At 64.3% G+C, this 20,317-nt stretch carries 20 protein-coding genes and 1 tRNA gene; 12 read left to right on the plus strand and 9 right to left on the minus strand.

The window, feature by feature from the left end:
* Positions 1-14: 14 nt before the first annotated feature.
* Positions 15-782 carry an MmgE/PrpD family protein gene (locus G6P99_RS41015; protein WP_165126240.1) on the minus strand — a complete coding sequence of 256 codons (768 nt, stop codon included), beginning with the start codon at positions 780-782 and terminating at the stop codon, positions 15-17.
* 168 nt (positions 783-950) lie between these two features.
* Between G6P99_RS41015 and G6P99_RS41020 the strand changes: the two genes are divergently transcribed.
* Positions 951-2,123, plus strand: a complete 1,173-nt coding sequence (locus tag G6P99_RS41020; RefSeq protein ID WP_084518353.1) for a recombinase family protein — start codon at positions 951-953, stop codon at positions 2,121-2,123.
* On the opposite strand, the gene G6P99_RS41025 is transcribed toward G6P99_RS41020, so the two are convergent.
* The 4 genes from G6P99_RS41025 to mnmA all read right to left on the minus strand — a co-directional run bounded on the left by G6P99_RS41025 (position 2,080) and on the right by mnmA (position 4,538).
* A tRNA-Met gene (locus tag G6P99_RS41025) sits at positions 2,080-2,156 on the minus strand. The genes G6P99_RS41020 and G6P99_RS41025 overlap by 44 nt on opposite strands.
* A gap of 115 nt (positions 2,157-2,271) precedes the next feature.
* Positions 2,272-2,589 carry a hypothetical protein gene (locus G6P99_RS41030; protein WP_414645476.1) on the minus strand — a complete coding sequence of 106 codons (318 nt, stop codon included), beginning with the start codon at positions 2,587-2,589 and terminating at the stop codon, positions 2,272-2,274.
* 89 nt (positions 2,590-2,678) lie between these two features.
* Positions 2,679-3,317 (minus strand): class I SAM-dependent methyltransferase, encoded by a 639-nt coding sequence (locus G6P99_RS41035; RefSeq protein WP_029079128.1) that lies wholly within the window; start codon positions 3,315-3,317, stop codon positions 2,679-2,681.
* Between the two features lie 24 nt (positions 3,318-3,341).
* Positions 3,342-4,538, minus strand: a complete 1,197-nt coding sequence (gene mnmA / locus G6P99_RS41040; RefSeq protein WP_029079129.1) for a tRNA 2-thiouridine(34) synthase MnmA — start codon at positions 4,536-4,538, stop codon at positions 3,342-3,344.
* 359 nt (positions 4,539-4,897) lie between these two features.
* On the opposite strand from mnmA, the gene G6P99_RS41045 reads away from it, so the two are divergent.
* Together G6P99_RS41045 and G6P99_RS41050 are read left to right on the plus strand one after the other, a co-directional pair.
* Complete coding sequence (locus G6P99_RS41045) at positions 4,898-6,475, plus strand: flagellar hook-length control protein FliK (protein WP_029079130.1); 1,578 nt, start codon at positions 4,898-4,900, stop codon at positions 6,473-6,475.
* Positions 6,476-6,485: 10 nt separating this feature from the next.
* Complete coding sequence (locus G6P99_RS41050; RefSeq protein ID WP_165126246.1) at positions 6,486-7,217, plus strand: flagellar hook assembly protein FlgD; 732 nt, start codon at positions 6,486-6,488, stop codon at positions 7,215-7,217.
* 1,470 nt (positions 7,218-8,687) lie between these two features.
* On the opposite strand, the gene G6P99_RS41055 is transcribed toward G6P99_RS41050, so the two are convergent.
* Positions 8,688-9,665 (minus strand): helix-turn-helix transcriptional regulator, encoded by a 978-nt coding sequence (locus G6P99_RS41055; protein ID WP_029079132.1) that lies wholly within the window; start codon positions 9,663-9,665, stop codon positions 8,688-8,690.
* Between the two features lie 546 nt (positions 9,666-10,211).
* On the opposite strand from G6P99_RS41055, the gene G6P99_RS41060 reads away from it, so the two are divergent.
* Positions 10,212-10,391 carry a hypothetical protein gene (locus tag G6P99_RS41060; RefSeq protein WP_035976386.1) on the plus strand — a complete coding sequence of 60 codons (180 nt, stop codon included), beginning with the start codon at positions 10,212-10,214 and terminating at the stop codon, positions 10,389-10,391.
* Between the two features lie 124 nt (positions 10,392-10,515).
* Entirely contained in the window at positions 10,516-11,730 is a 1,215-nt protein-coding gene (locus G6P99_RS41065) for an OpgC family protein (protein ID WP_029079133.1), read from the plus strand.
* 213 nt (positions 11,731-11,943) lie between these two features.
* Here the strand turns inward: G6P99_RS41065 and G6P99_RS41070 are convergent, their stop codons facing one another.
* Positions 11,944-12,723 carry an alpha/beta fold hydrolase gene (locus tag G6P99_RS41070; protein WP_029079134.1) on the minus strand — a complete coding sequence of 260 codons (780 nt, stop codon included), beginning with the start codon at positions 12,721-12,723 and terminating at the stop codon, positions 11,944-11,946.
* A gap of 623 nt (positions 12,724-13,346) precedes the next feature.
* Between G6P99_RS41070 and G6P99_RS41075 the strand changes: the two genes are divergently transcribed.
* From G6P99_RS41075 to G6P99_RS41100, 6 genes are all read left to right on the plus strand, one after another.
* Entirely contained in the window at positions 13,347-13,622 is a 276-nt protein-coding gene (locus G6P99_RS41075; RefSeq protein ID WP_002714638.1) for a DUF1153 domain-containing protein, read from the plus strand.
* A 173-nt stretch (positions 13,623-13,795) separates the two neighbouring features.
* Positions 13,796-15,424, plus strand: coding sequence for a flagellar basal-body MS-ring/collar protein FliF (gene fliF, locus G6P99_RS41080; RefSeq protein WP_029079135.1), 1,629 nt, complete (start codon positions 13,796-13,798; stop codon positions 15,422-15,424).
* A gap of 1 nt (position 15,425) precedes the next feature.
* The gene (gene fliG, locus G6P99_RS41085) at positions 15,426-16,511 is read left to right on the plus strand and encodes a flagellar motor switch protein FliG (RefSeq protein WP_029079136.1); all 1,086 of its coding nucleotides are present in this window, start codon (positions 15,426-15,428) and stop codon (positions 16,509-16,511) included.
* Positions 16,511-17,134, plus strand: a complete 624-nt coding sequence (locus G6P99_RS41090; RefSeq protein WP_165126249.1) for a FliH/SctL family protein — start codon at positions 16,511-16,513, stop codon at positions 17,132-17,134. The genes fliG and G6P99_RS41090 overlap by 1 nt, the downstream gene beginning before the upstream one ends.
* A gap of 20 nt (positions 17,135-17,154) precedes the next feature.
* Positions 17,155-17,505: a flagellar motor switch protein FliN gene (gene fliN / locus G6P99_RS41095; RefSeq protein ID WP_029079138.1), complete on the plus strand. Its 351-nt coding sequence runs from the start codon at positions 17,155-17,157 to the stop codon at positions 17,503-17,505.
* A gap of 55 nt (positions 17,506-17,560) precedes the next feature.
* Positions 17,561-18,946, plus strand: a complete 1,386-nt coding sequence (locus G6P99_RS41100) for a sigma-54 interaction domain-containing protein (RefSeq protein ID WP_029079139.1) — start codon at positions 17,561-17,563, stop codon at positions 18,944-18,946.
* A gap of 42 nt (positions 18,947-18,988) precedes the next feature.
* On the opposite strand, the gene G6P99_RS41105 is transcribed toward G6P99_RS41100, so the two are convergent.
* Positions 18,989-19,144 carry a hypothetical protein gene (locus tag G6P99_RS41105; RefSeq protein WP_029079140.1) on the minus strand — a complete coding sequence of 52 codons (156 nt, stop codon included), beginning with the start codon at positions 19,142-19,144 and terminating at the stop codon, positions 18,989-18,991.
* Between the two features lie 169 nt (positions 19,145-19,313).
* Here G6P99_RS41105 and G6P99_RS41110 point away from each other — a divergent pair, with 169 nt between their 5' ends.
* Positions 19,314-19,694, plus strand: coding sequence for a hypothetical protein (locus tag G6P99_RS41110; protein WP_029079141.1), 381 nt, complete (start codon positions 19,314-19,316; stop codon positions 19,692-19,694).
* Between the two features lie 26 nt (positions 19,695-19,720).
* Here G6P99_RS41110 and G6P99_RS41115 read toward each other — a convergent pair whose 3' ends face one another.
* The gene (locus tag G6P99_RS41115; RefSeq protein WP_029079142.1) at positions 19,721-20,311 is read right to left on the minus strand and encodes a flavin reductase family protein; all 591 of its coding nucleotides are present in this window, start codon (positions 20,309-20,311) and stop codon (positions 19,721-19,723) included.
* Positions 20,312-20,317 lie beyond the last annotated feature (6 nt).

A 20,317-nucleotide genomic window follows, 5' to 3' on the forward strand; every position in this document is an offset into this window, starting at 1 on the left:
CCAGCGGTTCAAGTTCACGCCGGATCTTGTTTTCCGCTTCCCCTAGGGGCTCGGGCCAATTCTCGTACATCCTTTAACTCTTCGAGACCATCGACGAGTGAAACGACCCGCTCTGCGCCAGCCTTGCCAACGACTGGAACCGCAAAGTTCATGAATTTACCTTCTAGGGACGATCGCGAAAGGGGGCGCTCGGCGTCGCCTTCCGGAACCTCCACGGTCTCGCGCAGAGACTGACCGTCTGCGAAAACGATCTCTACGCTGGCGCCGCGTCCCTTGGGGAGCTTGGCCATCAGAGAAGATCCCGCTTTCACCGACGTCTTCTCCACCAGCACCATGACGTCCTTGGCTCGCCTGCGGTCTTTCTCGAGTTGCGCTACAGTCACATCGCCGTCGAGAAGAGCCATCGCGACGCAAACGGGAAGACTGTGATCGGCGGTACCCTTCGTCTGCGGCCGGAATTTTGCAGGATCCGCAACGCGCTCGATTATCCCGGGATAGCTCTCAACCGTAATAGCCCGTATCTCTTGTGTTCGCCCCTTGATCTTCGCCGAGAGTAATGCGCCAGCCTCTGCTGCGGCCTGCAACTCAATTTGCACGGGGAAGCGCTTGAATGCCACCTGGGGCAGCCGGTATCCCCCAAGCTCAAGGTCAACGGCAAAACCCTCTTTGGCGGGTTTCATCTTCGACGCCAACCAATCGAGCGTACCGGAAGGGCCGGTAAAGCCCTGTGCGGCGAGCCGTGTTGCGAAAACGCCGTCAGTCGCAGTGGCGGCAAGTCCCATGGCTTTCATCATGCTGATCGACGGCGCGTTGCGTGCGCTCGTGGGGGAGCAGTATCTCATGGACTTGGCGGTCCACACTCGGCGCGGGCTTGAGGGTGTCATTCGCGATGGCCGACACGCAGGCGGTCGCGCGTACGGTTATCGTGCGATTCCGGCAAGCCCGGCGAGTTGGAGATCGTCGAGAAGGAGGCCGAGATCGTCCGCCAAAATTTTGCTGACTACATTGGCGGTCAGACACCGCGCCAGATCGCGCACAACCTCAACAATCGACGTGTCCAGCCTCCTCGCGGAGGCCTGTGGAACGCGTCGACAATAAATGGCAACGTGTCACGTGGCGGCGGCATGATCATGAACGATCTGTACGCGGGGCGCATCGTTTGGAACAAGGTGCGCATGGTGAAAGACCCGGTGACGCGCAAGCGTCTCTCGCGGCCCAATCCTAAGGATCAATACAAGATCGTCGATGCTCCGCATCTACGCGTTGTTGATGACGCGACATTCAAGGCCGCACAGGCCATCAAGATCGAGCGCCGCCGCGACGCAACGCCAGCGGCGGCTCAAAAGGCTCGCGCGCCGAAGCGAGTGTTTTCTAGACTTATTAAGTGTGGCTGTTGCGGCAGTGGCATGGCGTCAATCGGGAGCGATGCCAAGGGTCTCCGCCTGCAGTGCACGGCGTATCGCGAGAGCGGTTCCTGCAAGAATAGCCGCCGCGTTTACCTCGACGACATCGAGGCGCTCGCGATCAAGGGATTGGGCCAGCACCTCGCGCACCCCGTGGTGCTCACCGAATATGTCGAGGCCTACAATATCGAGCGCAAGCGCCTTAAAAAGGAGGCGAGCAACGAATGCGCACGGCTGGAACGGCGGCTTGGCGAGATTGAGCGCGAGATGAACCGGATCGTTGACTCCATTGTCGTCGCGGGCATGCCGCCGGAACGGTTCGTCGCCCGCATGCAGGAACTTGAGGCCGAAAAAAACAAAGTCGTGGCCGGGCTTGTAAGCGCCGAGGAAAGCGACAACGTCATCGCACTGCACCCGAAGGCGCTCGACCGCTACAAGCGCGCCGTTGTGGCACTGGCCGATGAACTGAAGCGCGGCAACCCCACCGAGTTCGCGACCGTCCGCGAGTTGGTCACGGCAATCATCGTGCATGCCAGCCCAAGCCGGCCTGGCGGTGCGGGAACCAAAGCGAATGCGGAGGATGACCGGAGTGTGAGGATCGACATAAGAGGTCGGCTGGCCGCGCTTTGCGACAACCCAGCCCTTTTTCCGAACATAGCTATGTCGGGGGGAACGATGGTAGCGGGAGAGGGACTTGAACCCCCGACCCCAGGATTATGATTCCCGTGCTCTAACCAGCTGAGCTACCCCGCCATGGGCTCGCGAACGTCGGCGTGCAGCCGCGGGTGCGAACGGGCGGCATATAAAGAGTGGCATGCTCGCCTGTCAAGCAAAGGCGGACATGTCAGCAACTTATTGCAGACAGAGGCTATTTCGGCCGGACCGACGGGTCGCCGCCGCGGCTGCCTGGCGGTGGAATCACCGGCGTGTTGCCGCCTTGCGGGGTCGGCGCCCGCATCTCGGGATCGACGCCGGCCGGCGGGCACAGCACGCCGTCGGATTTGGCGAGCTTGTCGCCCAGCGCCTGCCCGGTGGTGGTTCCCTCCGGAACCACGACGCCGGGATGCGAAGGCTGTTGCGGCCCGCAATTCACGGCAGCGCGCGACGGTGCCGGCGGCGCGGTCCGTGCCGGCGGCGTGGCCGGCGTCGGCGGCGCCTGCGCGGCGGCCACAATGGGTGCCGTCATCAGCACACAGGATAAAGCGAGCGTTCGAATCCTCATGACGGGAGAACCGTGACGACGCGCCGATGTTCCCTATGAAAATTGCCGCAGCCTCACGATTTGCGGAAGCGGATCAGCGAGAAGTGGCCCATCGGCGGCATCGGCCGACGCTCCGCGAGGCTGACACCGCCGTGCTTGGCCGCCCAATTGGTCAACCGCTCCCACGGAAATTCCGGACGCCAGCCGAGCCGCCGCGCCAGCGGCGCAAAGGCGAGCTCGAAGATGCGGCGCGGACCGCTCTCGGCGCCGATGTGATTGACCAGGATCAGTTCGCCGCCGGGCTTCAGCACGCGAACAAAATCATCGAGCGTCGCCTCGGGATCCGGCACCGCGGTGATGACGTATTGCGCGACCACTGCATCGAAGAACGCATCCGGAAATGCGAGGTTCTTGGCGTCCATCACCGCCAGCGTCTCGACATTGGAGAGGCCCAGCGCGCGCACGCGCTTCAGCGCCCGCCGCAGCATCGGCTCGGAAATATCGACGCCGCACAGTTTTGTGGTGCGCGCATATTCCGACAGCGACAGCCCGGTGCCGACGCCGACATCGAGCACGCGCCCGCCGATCCGGTCCGCTTCCGCAATCGTCGACTGACGGCCCTGATCGAACACCTTGCCGAACACCAGATCGTAGATCGGTGCCCAGCGGCCATACGCCTTTTCGACCCCCTCGCGGTCGATGTCCCCAGCCATTCCCTGCCCCGAATTTTCTTTGATCTATCCGCGAACCGCTTCCGCGAGCGCCGCCGTCGCATCCCGCACAGCGGTTCGCGCCACGCGGCTCGCACTCGCACTCCTGATGAAGCCGCCGCCGAGCACACGCGCCTGCCCCGAGGCCGCGTCGTAGAACACGCAGGCCTGGCCGGGCGACACGCCCTCCTCGCCGGCGACGAGCTCGACCTCATAACCGCCATCGGCGGCGCGCAACCACGCCGGCTGCGGCGCGCGCGTCGAACGCACGCGGACATACATCTCGATGCCCTCGCCGATCACGCGATCCAGCGCGCCGTCGCCGATCCAGTTGACGTCGCGCAGCGCGATGCGATCCATCCGCAGCGCCTCGCGCGGCCCGACCACGACACGGCGCGTCGCCGCGTCGAGCTTGACCACATAGAGCGGGCTGCCCGACGCAATGCCGAGGCCCTTGCGCTGGCCGACGGTGAAATGAACGATGCCCTGGTGCTGGCCGACGACATTGCCGGCGAGATCGACGATGTCGCCCGGGGCGATCGCGTTCGGCTTCAGCCGTCCGATGATGTCGGTGTAGCGGCCGGTCGGCACGAAGCAGATGTCCTGGCTGTCCTGCTTGTCGGCGACCTCGAGATCGAAGCGCCGTGCCAGCTCGCGGGTCTGCGGCTTGGTCATGTCGCCGAGCGGGAAGCGCAGGAAGTCGAGCTGCTCGCGCGTGGTGGCGAACAGGAAATAGCTCTGGTCGCGATCGGCATCCGCCGCGCAAGTCAGCGAGCGCGATCCGTCGGCCAGCCGGCGCGAGGCGACATAGTGGCCGGTGGCGAGCGCCTGCGCACCGAGCTCGCGCGCGGTAGCGAGCAGATCGCGGAACTTGACCGAACGGTTGCACTCGATGCACGGCACCGGCGTCTCGCCGAGCGCGTAGCTGTCGGCGAAATTGTCGATCACGGATTCCTTGAACCGGCTTTCATAGTCGAGCACGTAATGCGGGATGCCGATCCGCTCGGCGACATTGCGCGCGTCGTGGATGTCGCGGCCGGCGCAGCATGCGCCCTTGCGATGGGTCGCGGCGCCGTGGTCGTAGAGCTGCAGCGTGATCCCGACCACGTCATAGCCCTGCGACTTCAACAGCGCAGCCGTCACCGACGAGTCGACGCCGCCGGACATGGCGACGACGATCCGTGTGTCTTCAGGGCGGCCTTCGAGATCCAGACTGTTGAGCATCTTCAAGGGGTCATTGAGCAGTGTCGCGGCGAGCTTACGCACTCCGCGACGAAATTGGAAAAGCCTTTTATCCAGAAAGCCTTAGAACGCATCCACGGCGGCTTCGGTCGGTTCAGGACGCGTCGGAGGCCACCCTTAATATAGGCCGTATTCCGGTGAGGCAATCCGGCGGAAACGACACCTTGCCGCGCGCGGACGGCAAATCTTGCCGCCGGGCAAAAAGGAGACCCGTTGGGAACCTGTTCCAGCCCATGGGCGCGACACGTAACCATCTGAAATAGCTTGGCATTTATTACACGCCATGATTGGCCCGCTCCTTGCTGACAAAAGCCCGGAAGTCTCATTTGCGAGGGTTGGCAGTGGTCAGCGTCACGTCGGAAGCATTGGCAAGCCGGTCTTTTCAGGGCACGACGCCGCGGTCGTCGCGGCCCGACCCCGCCGCGCAGGCGGGGAACGACGGCTTTGCCGCGCTGGTCGACAGCAGCACTGTGTCCAGCAACGACTCGAGCCGCTACGACTCGCAACCGGCGCCGTCGCGCCGCTCCGACGATTCGTCCTCGACGACGGATGCGCGCTCCCGCGGCAGCAGCACGGCCCCCGACCGGACGCGGGATTCCAGCAGCTCGCCTGACGACAAGAAGGTCGACAGCGACAGCGACGCGCCGCGCAAGACCAAGTCGAAATCGAAGTCGGATGACGCGAGCACCGATACGCCATCCACCGATGACACGCCGGCCACGACGCAAGCCGTTGCGCAGCCCGATCCATCCAGTGCTGCCACGGCCGCCGCGGTAATTGCTGCCGCGACCGCTGCTCCGGCGACTGACCCGGCAGCGACGGCCACCACGCCATCCGACCAGCCGGCCGCACCGCTTGCGATCGCGGCCGCGGCGATTGCGGCGAGCGCGGCCATCGCCGGCACCGGGACGCCGGGCAGCAACGGTGCGCCTACCGGCGCCGACACCGCAACGGCGGCGGCCACGACGGCGAATGCCGGCAAGGTCGCCAAGGCGGCCGGCGTCAAGACCGAGACTCCAGTCATCACCACAGCCGATGCAACGACGGTCGAGGGCGCAGCGACAGCGACCGGCGACGCGACGCTCGCTGCAACAATTGCCGCCGGAACACCGACGAAGCCGACGCAGGCCAAGGTCCAGGTGGCCGCGAAGGACGCGACCGCCACGGCACCTGCGGACCAGGACAGCGCAGCGGCGGACGGCGGCAGCGCCGCACCGGCTGCGCCGACGACCATCGTTCCCGCAGCCGCGCCGGCCGCCGGCAAGGCGAAGGCGGCTGCCGACGGTGCCGCCGATGCTATCAAGGCCGATGCGAGCGGCGACGGCAGCGCCGCACCAACGTCGCCTGTCGGCGGCCACACGGCTGCGTCGACCCAGCTCACGACGCCCGATCCCTCCGCGCAGGCTTCGAACGCAGTCCAGCCGCAACTGACGACCACGCAGACGACGCCGTCCGCGACCGCGCAACTGACCGTGACCACCGCCGCGCAAAGCGCCGCCGTGCCGCTCAGCGGGCTTGCGATGCAGATCGCAGCCTCCGCCAAGAGCGGCAAGAGCCGCTTCGAGATCCGGCTCGACCCCGCCGAGCTCGGCCGCATCGATGTCCGCATCGACGTCGATCGTAACGGCCAGGTGACCTCGCATCTCACCGTCGAGCGCCCGGAAACGCTGTCGATGCTGCGCCAGGACGCCAACCAGCTGCAGCGCGCGCTCGACAATGCCGGCCTCTCGACCGGCAATGGCGGACTGCAGTTCAGCCTGCGCGACCAGTCGCAGTCGGGCCAGAACAACAATGGCCAGCCCAACCCGAATGCCCACCGTTTGATCGTCGCCGAGGAGGACAGCGTTCCCGCCGCGGTGGCAGGCCGCTCCTACGGACGTGCAACCGGCGCCCTCGGCGGCGTCGATATCAGAGTGTAAGGAGTTCACGATGTCAGTCGATGCAACCATGCCGACGCCCGTCGTCTCCGCACCGAGCACCGGCAGCGGAACAAGCTCCGGGAGCAGCAGTAGCAGCAGCAGCAGCACCGGTGCGTCGACGACGACGGCCGGTATCGCCGACAATTTCCAGACCTTCCTGACGCTGCTCACGACCCAGTTGAAGAACCAGAACCCGCTCGATCCGCTCGACACCAACCAGTTCACCCAGCAGCTCGTGCAGTTCGCCGGCGTCGAGCAGCAGCTGAAATCCAACGATCAACTGAAGTCGCTGATCGAGATCGAGAAGAGCGCGCAGTCGACCCAGGCGCTGGTCTATGTCGGCAACACCGTTGCGGTCGACGGCAGCAAGACGCAGTTCGACAAATCGGCGACCTGGAATCTGGTGTCCCCGCAAGCCACCAGCGCCACCATCACGATCACGAGCTCGACCGGCCAGACCGCCTATTCCGGCAATTTCAACCTGAAGCAGGGCAATGCCAGCTTCGTCTGGGACGGCAAGGGCAATGACGGCACGCAATGGCCGGCCGGCACCTACACGCTGACCGCCACCGGCAAGGATTCCAGTGGCAAGGACCTCGCGATTTCCACCGAAGTGCAGGGCGTCGTCGACTCCGTCGACCTCACCGCCTCGCCGCCGCTGCTCTCGATCGGCGGACAGACCTACACCACCGACAAGATCAAGCGCGTGGTGCGCGGCACGTCGAGCGGCAGCAGCAGTTGAGCTACGTCGTCCCGACCTGCGCCTCGCCAACGTTGGCGATGGTTCTCGATTCACTATCAAACATCGCGGTGTCATCACCCGCGCATGCGGGTGATCCAGTATTCCAGAGACGCCGGTACTTGAGCCGAGGGGCCGCGGCGTACTCGATCGCCCGGTCGAGCCGGGCGATGACAGATGTGGGTGAGAATGCAGCTTCGCGTTCGTCGCGCGACTTTCTCCGCACACTCCACCGTCGTCCCGGCGAAGGCCGGGACCCATAACCACAGGATTGTGTTGTTGGAAACAGGCTGTTGCCCCTGCGCCACGCAACAATTCGCATTTGTGGTAATGGGTCCCGGCCTTCGCCGGGACGACGGCGAGTGTGTTGCACGATCTGTGAGCCATACATCCGCATTCTCGCGACATTGATTTGTCCGAGCTTTGGATTTCGTTCCGCCCTCCTCTCACAGAGGGCGCAGGGAAAGCCGGGTGCCGATCGCACCCATGGGCCCCGAGCAAAAGGTAGAAAGCTAGGGGGTAGGACCACAGGTGTAACCGGGAACTCCGGCTTTCCCTGCGCGATGGGTTACGGCTTACTTCGTGCTCTCCCCGGCGAGACTGGGCTTGCTTGTCACCGCCATCGCGTCACGCCTTCGCGTGTTGCGACGAGACACCTGCCGCTAGGGCGTCAGGACCACACGACTTCACCGTCCGCTTCACGCGCATTCGTCGACTGCGCGCTTGGCGTCCACCGCATCCCACACCGCGTTCGTGACGATCGCGAAGCGCCCCTCGATCGGGTGAGACGGGCGAACCATACACTGAGTTTTCATTCCGATAAACCGAAATATTTCTCTCGCGACGGCTTGACAGGTTTTGCTGAGTTGCCCGTCGTGTCGAATTGGCAACACCGGTTGCCATAACGATGCCCATCATCTCACCGCGCGGATAAAAATGATGGGTATCGCTGCGCTCCACCCATCCTACGCGCGGAGCCCGGAATCCATCTCCGGTTGACGCCGCCCGGGGAGCGGGAGCGGCCTGGCGTCCGCTGCTGGACTGTTTCGCAGCAAATGGCGGCCGCGCCGGCGGCGTGCCTGTGATGCAAGGTCTTGCAGAGGACGTCTTGCCTGAGCAACACTCTCAATTCCGGGTGATTGCCGACCTCAATGCTCCCGCGCGATGAGTTGATCGAATGAAGCCAGCTCCGGGCCATCGACGGCCGATCCATCATTCGCCAATTTTCTGGATCGGCATCGCTTTGTGCCTGGCGGCAATCGCCATCTACGTTTGGTCGGATGACCTTTCCTGGCGGCCGGCACCGAACCCGCGATGAAGAGCCGGGCTCGTGATCGACTCGTAGTGGGCATTGCTCACGGTCAGCTTTTGGCCCACCCGGCATGCAACTGGTTCTGGCCCGCGTTCCCCCTCGATCAAGAGGGGCGATCCTGAAGGGGCATCCTGGACACGTGCCGATCAGGGCAGCGTGGCTCAGTGAGAATCCTTTCGGGCGAGGCGGACGCCGCGCGGCGAATCGCCGAAACGCGTTCGGAACAGGCGATTGAAATACGAAACGTCCGAGAAACCAACCTCCAGCGCGATATCGGAAATTCGCTGACGGCTGGCGTGAGACTCGGTCAGCAATTTGAGCGCCCGTTGCAGACGCAATTCATTCAAGCGCTCGGTGAACGATGACCCCGATGACGCCATCAGGCGCTGCAGATAGCGAGGTGAAATGCCCTGGCAACGGGCGACCGTTTGAACGCTGAGCCCGGGCTCCTGAAAGTGTATGGCCAGGTAGTCGAGCACTGCGTTGTGCCGAGCGGCCACGACGGCGCTCGCGCTGCTCTCGCCCAAGGCAGGCCCCTCGCCGATTGCGAGCGCGATGAGATCATGGATGTGGGTCACGACCGTATCATGAAGCCTGGGGGCGGACAGCGCCCTCGTCTTAATGACCGACTTCAGATATGCCGTGAACAGCCGGAATGCTTCGGTCCGGTGCCAAATCGGCCGCATGGCCAGGCTTTCGACGTCGGTCAAGCGCTGCGCAAGCACCTCGCGCGGCACGGCCAGACCAAATTGCAATCCCTCGACATAAGTAACGCTGACGGGCTCGGAATGCAGAATTGCGATTGCATCGCTGCCGCGAACTTCAACTTCGCCGCCGCGCTGCGACAGCTGGCTTCCGCCGGAAGAGCAGAAGATTACGCCGATTGAGTCATCACCATCGGCAAGGTTCGCTTGCAAGCGCTTAAAACGCATGGAAGTGCCTTTCAGCGCGAGCGTACGCAAACCCCGAACCGCATACAGGGACGCATCGGCCTGGAACGGAACGTTCGATAGAGGCTCGATATCTGCATGCACGACGCATCGCCCAAAGTGCTCGCGCCATGCGGGGATGCGAATGCGCTCCGGAAGATCGCGCGTTGAAAATCGATACGATATGAAATTGGCTGCGTCCGTAGGCATGGGGACCTCCAGCCTTCACAGAACATCAGAATGAAGTACTGCGGCACACCAACGTCGGAATCTGCATTTTGCAATTCACGCACCGGCCTGCTCTTGATCCGTGCGCATGAGTCCAAGAAGCCACGCTATCAGTCTGCTAGTCTGATTTGCCTGTGATTGATAGTAGTGTGAACTGGTTCACTCAGTCGCCAGAATATTACGTGTATAATATCCGCGAAAGTCGCAGCCGATTTTTCTCCTTTAAGAGGATACGGTCGTGACGGCTCAATTTATGATTGCTGCCATCGGATCCGGTTCAAACATTCCTGGCAGAGTGCAAGCGCAAATCAGCCCTACGACCCTGTTTGCGATTGACCCAGCTTAAGGAGCCGCACGCAAGGCTCCCTGGTAGAACTACTGGTCTCGATTTTGTTTGGTCGCTCCGGCCAAATCGCTATCAGTATTCGTTGGACTGCCGGCGGCACCGTTGGTTTTTTGGCCCCGGTTGAAATGGTCGAAATCTGTCACATGGGAAGTCAGCCTTAGTGATCAGGAAAGGGTTCGATCATGTCCACCATATTCGACATGCTTTATCACGAGTACTGCCGTGCCCGCCTCGCCGAAATGCGGAAACAGCTTTTGATACCGGTCATCGGCGGAACCTTGCTGGCGCCGTCGGAGGACGATGATCCTTCTGGCCTCGACGAACGTGGCTGGCCCGCGAAAGCGCCGCCAACCATCGGATAGCTGCAGCGCGCAATCCCATAGGTTGACCGGAGGCTAGTCCGGCACGCGCACGCCTCGGAGCGTCCGATCGGCTCACGGACCTGTACGCGATCAGGCCGCGCGCGCACGCCAGACAGATCAACAGATGCTTGATCGAACCCACACTTCGAAGCGATTGATCGGCGAAACTCCGCCGGAGTTCAGATCGACCGGCCGCGACCCGCGCATCGATGTCTGCCGCGGGATCGCGTTATGGTGGATCTTTCTCGATCACATTCCAAATAACGTCGGAAGTTGGCTGACGCTGCGCAACTACGGCTTCTGCGATGCCGCCGAGATATTCATGTTCATCTCGGGCGTGACCTGCGCACTGGCCTACGGCAGAGCGCGTCAGCGTGACGGCTGGAGCGGCATGATCGGCCGTTCGCTGCGACGGGGATGGGACATCTATGCCGCCTTTCTGCTGCTTACGCTCGCTTGCGCCATCCTCGTCTACCTCACGGGCAGCGACCGTCTTGCCGACGAGAGCAATACGCGGGTCCTGTTCGAGCGTCCGGGCGCCACGCTTGCGCACGCCGCGATCCTGCAATACCGCCCCGTCAATACCGATGTCTTGCCGGTCTTTGTGATCTGTCACGTATTGTTCGCGCCGCTGTTGTGGCTGCTGCTGCGAGCACCAAACATGACGCTTGGCCTTTCGTTGTTGCTTTATGCGCTGGTGCACGTCTTCGGCTGGAGCGTTCCTGCCTGGCCCGATGGCGTCTGGTTCTTCAATCCGCTGGCGTGGCAGCTGCCGGTCGTGCTGGGCGCGTGGTACGTCATCGAGAGGAAGAGGATCCGAGGATGGGTGACGTCGCGCCCTGCGCTCATTCTTTCTGCTCTCTATCTGGCGTTCAGCCTGGTCCTTGCGCTGGGCCAGGACATCAAGCTGGTCCCGCCGATCCTGACGGATCTATTGTTTCCATTGGACAAATCGAACTTGAGTCCGTTGCGGCTGCTGCATTTTCTGGCGCTTGCGATCGTGGCGTTATGGCTGGTTCCCGAGGGCTGGCGAGGGCTATCGACCCCGATCCTGCGCAGCGCGCGGTGTTGTGGCGAGAATTCGCTGCCGATTTATTGTCTCGGCGTCCTGCTGGCGCTCGTCAGCCAGTTTGATCTGTTCGACAGCTCGAACCGGCTTTCGATGCAGATCGTGCTCAGTCTTGCCGGCGTCCTGGTGATGATCCTCGTCGCGACGCTACTGAACGCGCTCAGCACCAAGCGCAAGCGCCAGGTCGACGTCGATGCCGTCGTGCATGATTTGATTCCACGCGCGAGCCATCACGGCATCCTCGACAGCCATGGCGCGCACATCCTGTAGAGCGTTTTCGAGCGAAGTGGGTACCGGTTCGCGTGAAGAAACGCGTCAAAACTAGAGTTTAGAGCCCCGTTCCGATGCAATCGGAACGGAATAGGCTCTAGGCGGAACCGAATCGCAAAGCGGCCCTGGGAGCGTCGCCGCGCCCCCAGGGCTGCTTTCGTTATCGCGCGTGGGAGAAGCGGGCGCGCTCTGCAGCGCAGTTGGCGCCCACGCTCACTTCGACTGCCCCGCAGCGTCGAGGATCAGGCGCGCAATCGCGTCGGGCTGCGAGATCAGCGCGAGATGGCTCGCCTTCACCTCGATCGTGGTGGCGCCCATCCGCTTCGCCATGAAGCGTTCGAGATCCGGATTGATGGTGCGGTCTTCGGTCGAGACCGCGTAGTAGCTCGGCTTGCTGCGCCAGGCCGCGTGGCTGACCTTGCCGGCCAGCAGCTGCTTGTGGAACGGCTGCTGCACGGCATAGAGCACCTTTGCTTTCGCTTCCGGCAGGTCGCCGGCGAAATCGCGCAGGAAGGCCTCTTCCGACAGCCGGCCTTCGTCGCCATCGAACACGATGCCGGCGCTGGCCGGCGGCGTCGGATAGGTTTTTGCCAACGCGGTGTAGTCCTCGTCCGCATCGGGTGCGCGCGCGGCGACATAGACCAGCGCCGAGACATTCGGATGCACGCCGGCCTCGGTGACGATCATGCCGGAGAAGGAATGACCGACCAGCACCGTCGGGCCATCCTGGCGATCGAGCACGCGCTGCGCTGAGGCGACCGCTTCCGGCAGCGTGGTCAACGGATTTTGCACCGACGTCACATTGAGCCCGGCGGCCTGCAAGCGCGCAATGACCTCGGTCCAGCAGGAGCCGTCGGCGAACAGGCCATGCACCAGCACGACGTTGCGCGCCTTCACCGGCGGCGTGGTTGCGGCCATGCCGCGCGAGGACACCAGCGAAGCCGCGGCGCCGGCGAGCAAGGCGGTCGAGAAAGTGCGTCTGTTCATCATCATGACAAATGCTCGGATCGAGCGAGTGGAGGGGCGCGTCCACCTGCGGTGAACGGACAATCTCTCGTACGCAGGCGGTCGCGCGTCGTTACGGCGCGGGGCTGTCGTGTTCGTCAAAGAAAATTGACCAAGGTGCCGTCCGGCAATCTTTCGACACATGTTGTCACACGCGAGATGATTGCGGAAGCGAGTCTCACGTCGATTATCTCGCCCGGGACCCCCTCTCCCCAACCCTCCCCCATCGCAAGTCGGGCCTGCCCGACTTGCGCAGATCAATGATGCGCAACCGGGGTAGACCCCGGTTGCGTGGGGAGGGAGCCCGAGCAGTGTGCTTACCTCACGTTGCACAACGTGGGAGATGCGAGGGAATTGCGGGTAAGAGACGCAAGGGACGCACCGGCAGGAGGGTTCCCGCCCCCCTTGTGGGGAGGGTTAGGGAGAGGGGTGCCGCTCGCTCCGGAGCCTGACGGCAGGCCAGCAATGGGCCCCCGGCCGTCCGATCCGCCCCCCAGTTCCCGGCCGGTCCAACGAGATTCGTATTGAACGCTTGGGCTTAGGCAAATTTTAAACCGGCGGGCGTAGGTTACCTCTTGCGAGTTCAGTGGTTGAGAGTTTGTGAGTACGCCATGACAGAACCCCATCGCCCGAGGGTGAAATACGTCATCGGGCCTGACGGCAGCCCGTTAACGATTGCGGATTTGCCGGCCCCCGGTACCAAACGGTGGGTCATCCGCCGCAAGGCCGAAGTCGTCGCTGCGGTGCGCGGCGGCCTGCTCTCCCTTGAGGAGGCCTGCAGCCGCTACACATTGACCGTCGATGAATTCCTTTCCTGGCAGTTCTCGATCGACCAGCATGGTCTGGCCGGGCTGCGCACCACCCGGATCCAGCAGTACCGGCAGTAAATCCGCCCGTACCCGTGGCATTTGACGAAAACCGGCTTCGCTTTTCGAAGCCGGTTTTTTTCATGTCCGCGATTTTGCCGCGGTTCTTAACCTTCGTTAACCATATGGAAACCATACCCTAGGCAATATTTGCCCAGTCGGACCCGCGTGGGCCGAATCCCTGGGGGCCGTTGGTGCAAAGTCTGGTTGCTTTCCTGAGAGGTCTTGGTGCGGCTCGCCTCGGGGCCATGGTTGCGGTCACCGCGGCCCTGATCGGTTTCTTCGCTTTCGTCATCATGCGCGTCACCACGCCGCAGATGACCACCCTCTTCACCGACCTGTCGACCGAGGATTCCTCCGGAATCATCAAGGAGCTGGAGCGCCAGGCGATCCCGTTCGAGCTGCGCAATGACGGCGCCGCGATCATGGTGCCGAAGGACAAGGTGACGCGGCTCCGGATGAAGCTCGCCGAGGGCGGCATGCCCAAGGGCGGCGGCGTCGGCTACGAGATCTTCGACAAGTCGGACGCCCTGGGCACCACGAGCTTCGTCCAAAACATCAATCATCTGCGCGCGCTGGAGGGCGAGCTCGCCCGCACCATCCGCGCCATCGACCGCGTCCAGGCCGCGCGCGTCCACCTCGTGCTGCCGGAAAAGCCGCTGTTCTCGCGCGAAACGCCGGAGCCCTCGGCCTCGATCGTGCTCAGGGTGCGCGGTGCGCTGGAGCCGCAGCAGATCCGGGCGATCCGCCACGTCGTCGCCTCCGCGGTCAACGGGCTGAAGCCGCAGCGGGTCTCGATCGTCGACGAGGCCGGCTCGCTGCTCGCTGATGGCGCCGCCAGCGACGCCGACGCCACGGTCGGCGACGAGCGCCGTGCCGCGTTCGAGAAGCGGATGCGCAAGCAGGTCGAGGACATCGTCTCCTCGGTGGTCGGCTCGGGCCGCGCCCGCGTCCAGCTCTCCGCCGACTTCGACTACAACAAGATCACCCAGACCTCGGACAAGTTCGACCCCGAGGGCCGCGTACTGCGCTCGACCCAGACCCGCGAGGAAAGCAGCGCCACCGCCGACAATTCCGGCCAGGTCACCGTCAACAACGAGCTGCCGGGCAACCAGAACCAGGACAACGCCGTCCGCGCCCGCGACCAGAGCAAGAAGAGCGAAGAGACCAACAATTACGAGATTTCCCGCACCACCAAGACCGAGGTGACCGAGGCCGGCCGCGTCAACCGCATCTCGGTCGCGGTGCTGGTCGACGGCGCCTATTCCAAGAATGAAAAAGGCGAGATGGTCTATCAGGACCGCAGCAAGGAGCAGCTCGACCGCATCGCCACCCTGGTCCGCTCCGCGATCGGCTTCGACCAGAAGCGCGGCGACCAGGTCGAGGTCGTCAACCTGCGCTTCGCAGAACCGCCCGCCACGCAGCCGATCGCCGAGCCGACCGGCCTGCTCGGCATGCTGCAATTCACCAAGGATGACGTGATGTACGTCATCGAGCTCGGCGTCATGATGATGCTGGGGCTGGTCGTGCTGTTCATGGTGGTCCGCCCGCTGGTCAAGCGTATCGTGGCGGCCGACGCCATTCCGGCGCTGATCGGCGCGGGTGTGCCGGCGATGGCCGAAGCCCATGCCGAGAGCGCGGGCGCGACCGGCCAGGCGCTGATCCCGAGCGGCAGCGGCGCGGCGCAACTGATCGACGTCGCCCAGATCCAGGGCCAGGTCCACGCCCAGGCCGTGCACCGGGTCGGCGAACTCGCCGAACGCAATCCGAACGAAACCGTCTCCATTGTCCGTCAATGGCTGAGCGAGCCGGTAGAGAACTGACATGGCCGCAGTACCGCAGACCACCAACGCCAACGACATCGCCACCGTCCTGTCGACGCTGGCGAACCGGCAAAGTGCCCGGCCCAAGGGCAAGCCGCTGCCCGGCCCGAAGCGGGCGGCGATTTTGATGCTCGCGCTCGGCGAGCAGTATGGCGGCAAGATCTGGTCGATGCTCGACGACGAGGAGGTCCGCGAGCTGTCGGTCCACATGTCGACGCTCGGCACCGTCGAGGCCGACGTGGTCGAGGATCTGATGCTGGAATTCGTGTCGCGGATGTCGGCCTCCGGCGCGCTGATGGGCAATTTCGACGCCACCGAACGGCTGCTGCAGCAGTACCTGCCGGCCGAGCGCGTCACCGGCATCATGGACGAGATCCGCGGCCCCGCCGGCCGCAACATGTGGGAGAAGCTCTCCAACGTGCAGGAAGAGGTGCTCGCCAACTACCTCAAGAACGAATACCCGCAGACCATCGCCGTGGTGCTGTCGAAGCTGAAGCCGGAGCACGCCGCCCGCGTGCTGGCGATCCTGCCCGAGGACATCGCACTCGACGTGGTCGGCCGCATGCTGCGGATGGAGGCGGTGCAGAAGGAAGTCATCGAGCGCGTCGAGCAGACGCTGCGCACCGAGTTCATGTCGAACCTGTCGCAGACCCGCCGCCGCGACGCCCATGAGGTGATGGCCGAAATCTTCAACAATTTCGACCGCCAGACCGAGACCCGCTTCATCACCTCGCTGGAAGAGGAAAACCGCGAATCCGCCGAGCGTATCAAGGCGCTGATGTTCACCTTCGACGACCTGATCAAGCTCGATGCCGCCTCGGCGCAGACGCTGATGCGCAACATCGACAAGGACAAGCTCGGCGTCGCGCTGAAGAGCGCCAACGAGGAGGTGCGCAGCTTCTTCCTCGGCAACATGTCCTCCCGCGCCGGCAAGATGCTGATGGACGACATGGCCGCGATGGGCCCGGTGCGCCTGCGCGACGTCGACGAGGCGCAGGCGCTGCTGGTCAACCTCGCCAAGGATCTCGCCGCCCGCGGCGAGATCACGCTGACCAAGAACCGCGCCGACGACGAGCTGGTGTACTGATGGCCGCACCCGCGAAATTCCTGTTCGACACGGACTTCTCGGCGCCGGACCGCGCCCGCGAGCGCGCGCCTACGGCGGCCGAGATCGCGCAGAAGGTCGCCGACGCCGAGGCGCGGGCCTATCGTGCCGGCTATGAAGCTGCGCTGCGCGAGGCCAAGGTCGAGAGCGACCGCCGCTCAGCGCAGGCGCTGGAAGAGATCGGCACCGCGATCAAGGGCATCGCGGCGCGCTTTGCCGGCATCGAGACGCGGATGGAGACCGAGGCCGTGGACGTCGCGGTCGCGGTGGCCCGCAAGCTCTGCACCGAACTGGTTGCGTGCGAGCCGCTCGGCGAGATCACCGCGCTGGTCTCTGACTGCTTCTCGCATCTGGTGGCGACGCCGCATCTCGTGGTCCGCATCAATGACGCGCTCTACGAGGCGGCGCATGACAATATCGAGCGGATGGCGGCGCATTCCGGCTTCCAGGGCCGGCTGGTGATCCTGGCCGAGCCGACGATTGCGACCGGCGACTGCCGGATCGAATGGGCTGACGGCGGCGTGGTGCTGGAACGCGCCGCGATCGAAGGCAAGATCGACGAACTCGTCGGGCGCTATCTGGCGTCCCGCGGCCAGGCCGGCTGACGGCGATTGAGGGCTGAACCATGAGCGACACCGACTCCCACGTCCCGCTTCCCGACCTCAACGCCGCCGACGCGCCGGGGATCGACGACATCGGCTACAACGAGGACGAAAATGCCGCGCGCATCGCGGCCGATCTCGAAGCCGTGTTCGACGTGCCGGTGCAGGTCTCGGCGGTGCTCGGCCGCTCCAAGATGGACGTCGGCGATCTCCTGAAGCTCGGACCGGGCACCGTGCTCGAACTCGACCGCCGCGTTGGCGAGGCGATCGACATCTACGTCAACAACCGCCTGGTGGCGCGTGGCGAAGTGGTGCTGGTGGAAGACAAGCTCGGCGTAACCATGACCGAAATCATCAAGACTGAACGTTCTTAAACGGACCCAACGGTAGCGCGCGGAACCTGCGCGACCAGACGAACAGGAGATCATCATGCGGCTTCTCATCGTTGGCACCCTGAAGGGCCAGCTCACGACCGCGACCAAGATCGCGATGGACAACGGCGCTTCCGTGACCCACGCCGAAACCATCGAACAGGCGATGAACGTGCTGCGCGGCGGCAAGGGCGCCGATCTGCTGCTGGTCGATGTCGGCCTCGACATCCGCGACCTCGTGATGCGGCTCGAGGCCGAGCACATCCACGTGCCGATCGTCGCCTGCGGCATCTCCAACGACGCCCGCGCCGCGGTCGCCGCGATCCATGCCGGCGCCAAGGAATACATCCCGCTGCCGCCCGACCCCGAATTGATCGCTGCCGTGCTCGCCGCGGTCGCCAACGACGCACGCGACCTGATCTGGCGCGACGAGGCGATGGGCCGGGTGATCAAGCTCGCGCAGCAGATCGCGGGCTCGGATGCCTCGGTCATGATCACCGGCGAGTCCGGCACCGGCAAGGAGGTGCTGGCGCGCTATGTCCACGCCCGCTCGGCCCGCGCCAAGCGGCCGTTCATCTCGATCAACTGCGCGGCGATCCCGGAGCACCTCCTGGAATCCGAGTTGTTCGGCCATGAGAAGGGCGCCTTCACCGGCGCGGTGGCGCGCCGCATCGGCAAGTTCGAGGAAGCGACCGGCGGCACCCTGCTGCTCGACGAAATCTCCGAGATGGACGTCCGTTTGCAGTCGAAGCTGCTGCGCGCGATCCAGGAGCGCGTGATCGACCGCGTCGGCGGCACCAAGCCGGTCCCGGTCGACATCCGCATCATCGCAACCTCGAACCGCAATCTGTCGGAGGCGGTGCGCGAAGGCTCTTTCCGCGAGGACCTGCTGTTCCGCCTCAATGTCGTCAATTTGAAGATCCCGCCGCTGCGCGACCGTCCGGCCGACATCCTCGAGCTGGCGCAGCACTTCGCCAAGAAATATGCCGAGGCCAACGGCCTGCCGGTCCGCCCGGTCTCGACCGAGGCTCGCCGCGTCCTGACCGCGAACCGCTGGCAGGGTAACGTCCGCGAGCTAGAGAACACCATCCATCGCTCCGTCCTGATGGCGCAGGGCGACGAGATCGGTGCTGAGGCGATCCTCACCCCCGACGGCGACCGGCTCGACCTCGCCAAGACCGCGCCCGCGGTCGCGCATGCCACGCTTGCCGCCGAGCAGGTCACCCGCGCGTTGGTCGGCCGCACCGTCGCGGACGTCGAGCGCGATTTGATCCTGGAAACCCTGAAGCACTGCCTCGGCAACCGCACCCACGCCGCCAACATCCTCGGCATCTCGATCCGCACCCTGCGCAACAAGCTGAACGAATATGCAGACGGCGGGATCCCGATCACACCGGCCGGCAATGGCGCGCCCGACTATCAGCGGATGGCCAGCGCTGGTTGAGAACCGCAGGTGGCAGGGCCCTCCTGCCGCGATTGCCTCACGTCACGAGTAGCTTGGAGCGTCGGGCTTACGGAAGATTCGGATCGGATCGCCCGGCGTGATGTCGCGGCCGGTAAAGGTCGCATAGGCATATAGGGCAAGATAGCCGACGGCTATTGCACCGACGAGATAGAACAGCCAGGTTCCTGCGCGCTTCATCGAACCGTCACGTCTCTGAAATCCGACCGGCTTTTAATGCGCTGATCAAGAAAGCGCTACGGCCAACATGCCGCGCCGGACCCGCCGCCTGTCATCCCTTGTATCTTGCGGCCGGTTGCCTTACTCAATCTCTTATTGTTTTTTCGTTCTTTGACAACTGGAGAGAGATATGGCCCTTTACGCGCAGACCGTCGGCACCCTGTCCACCAACTCCTCGACCTTCACGCCGATGCAAGGCCTTACCCTGACGATCCCCGAGGGCGTCGGCACCACCGCCATCATCATCCTGAACGTTCCGATGCCCTACGCGACCGGCACCGATACGCCGGGCGGCACGTTCGGCATCGCCCTCAATGGCGCGGTCTCGACGGTTACGGCGAGCTTCACCTACAACGACCCGGCCCCGACCAGCACCGGTCGCATCCCGACGACGCTGGTCGTCGGCATCCCGCTCGGCAACGCTGCCCAGACCGTCCAGGCCGTCTGGTACGGCGTCCGCGGCAGCACCGTGATCATCGACAGCCCGGCGACGCTGACCGCGATGATCTAAGCCCTGATCCGGTCGAGCGCCGCGCGTTAACGCACGCCCCGAGCGTGAACGTGGCGCGACGGCAGGCTGACCTCGGCCAGCCGAACGGCGTCTTCTTCCCGGTCGATCGCGACATATTCGCCGTGCCAGTACGCCAGCGCGGCGGTTCGCTCCGAGGTGATCACGTCGAGCACGCGACCTATGACGATCGCGTGCGAATGCCGTTCGATGATCTCCTCGACCTCGCAATCAACAGCGGCAAGCGCGCCGACCAGCAACGGTACGCCTGACGCGCGCGTCGTCCATTCGGCGCCGGTGAAGCGGTCGGCGCCCTTCAGACCGCCCTTGCCGGTGAAGCGCTCGGCGATCTCGAGCTGGTCAGCGGTCAGGATGTTGACGCCGAACACGCCATGGCGCGCGATCAACGGCCACGAGGAGGCGGCGCGGTTGATGCTGACGATCAGCGACGGCGGCTCGACCGACAGCGACGACACCGAGGTCACCGTCATCCCCGAAATGTCCTTACCGCGACCGGCGGTGATGACGCCGACGCCACCGGTGAGATGGCGCATCGCGCCGCGGAACTCGGCGGCCGCGACCGCGGGCTCGATCGAAACATTGCGGACGACGGAATTCATGGCGAC

The organism is Bradyrhizobium sp. 6(2017), from assembly GCF_011058295.2.
Classification (GTDB): Bacteria; Pseudomonadota; Alphaproteobacteria; order Rhizobiales; family Xanthobacteraceae; genus Bradyrhizobium; species Bradyrhizobium septentrionale.

Bases quoted from the DNA above. Each gene is read 5' to 3' on its own strand.
- G6P99_RS41015 (WP_165126240.1), bottom strand. From the start codon at position 782: ATGGGACTTGCCGCCACTGCGACTGACGGCGTTTTCGCAACACGGCTC.
- G6P99_RS41030 (WP_414645476.1), bottom strand. From the start codon at position 2,589: ATGACGGCACCCATTGTGGCCGCCGCGCAGGCGCCGCCGACGCCGGCC.
- G6P99_RS41035 (WP_029079128.1), bottom strand. From the start codon at position 3,317: ATGGCTGGGGACATCGACCGCGAGGGGGTCGAAAAGGCGTATGGCCGC.
- mnmA (WP_029079129.1), bottom strand. From the start codon at position 4,538: ATGCTCAACAGTCTGGATCTCGAAGGCCGCCCTGAAGACACACGGATC.
- G6P99_RS41050 (WP_165126246.1), top strand. From the start codon at position 6,486: ATGTCAGTCGATGCAACCATGCCGACGCCCGTCGTCTCCGCACCGAGC.
- G6P99_RS41055 (WP_029079132.1), bottom strand. From the start codon at position 9,665: ATGCCTACGGACGCAGCCAATTTCATATCGTATCGATTTTCAACGCGC.
- G6P99_RS41060 (WP_035976386.1), top strand. From the start codon at position 10,212: ATGTCCACCATATTCGACATGCTTTATCACGAGTACTGCCGTGCCCGC.
- G6P99_RS41065 (WP_029079133.1), top strand. From the start codon at position 10,516: ATGCTTGATCGAACCCACACTTCGAAGCGATTGATCGGCGAAACTCCG.
- G6P99_RS41070 (WP_029079134.1), bottom strand. From the start codon at position 12,723: ATGATGATGAACAGACGCACTTTCTCGACCGCCTTGCTCGCCGGCGCC.
- G6P99_RS41075 (WP_002714638.1), top strand. From the start codon at position 13,347: ATGACAGAACCCCATCGCCCGAGGGTGAAATACGTCATCGGGCCTGAC.
- fliG (WP_029079136.1), top strand. From the start codon at position 15,426: ATGGCCGCAGTACCGCAGACCACCAACGCCAACGACATCGCCACCGTC.
- G6P99_RS41090 (WP_165126249.1), top strand. From the start codon at position 16,511: ATGGCCGCACCCGCGAAATTCCTGTTCGACACGGACTTCTCGGCGCCG.
- fliN (WP_029079138.1), top strand. From the start codon at position 17,155: ATGAGCGACACCGACTCCCACGTCCCGCTTCCCGACCTCAACGCCGCC.
- G6P99_RS41100 (WP_029079139.1), top strand. From the start codon at position 17,561: ATGCGGCTTCTCATCGTTGGCACCCTGAAGGGCCAGCTCACGACCGCG.
- G6P99_RS41105 (WP_029079140.1), bottom strand. From the start codon at position 19,144: ATGAAGCGCGCAGGAACCTGGCTGTTCTATCTCGTCGGTGCAATAGCC.
- G6P99_RS41110 (WP_029079141.1), top strand. From the start codon at position 19,314: ATGGCCCTTTACGCGCAGACCGTCGGCACCCTGTCCACCAACTCCTCG.
- G6P99_RS41115 (WP_029079142.1), bottom strand. From the start codon at position 20,311: ATGAATTCCGTCGTCCGCAATGTTTCGATCGAGCCCGCGGTCGCGGCC.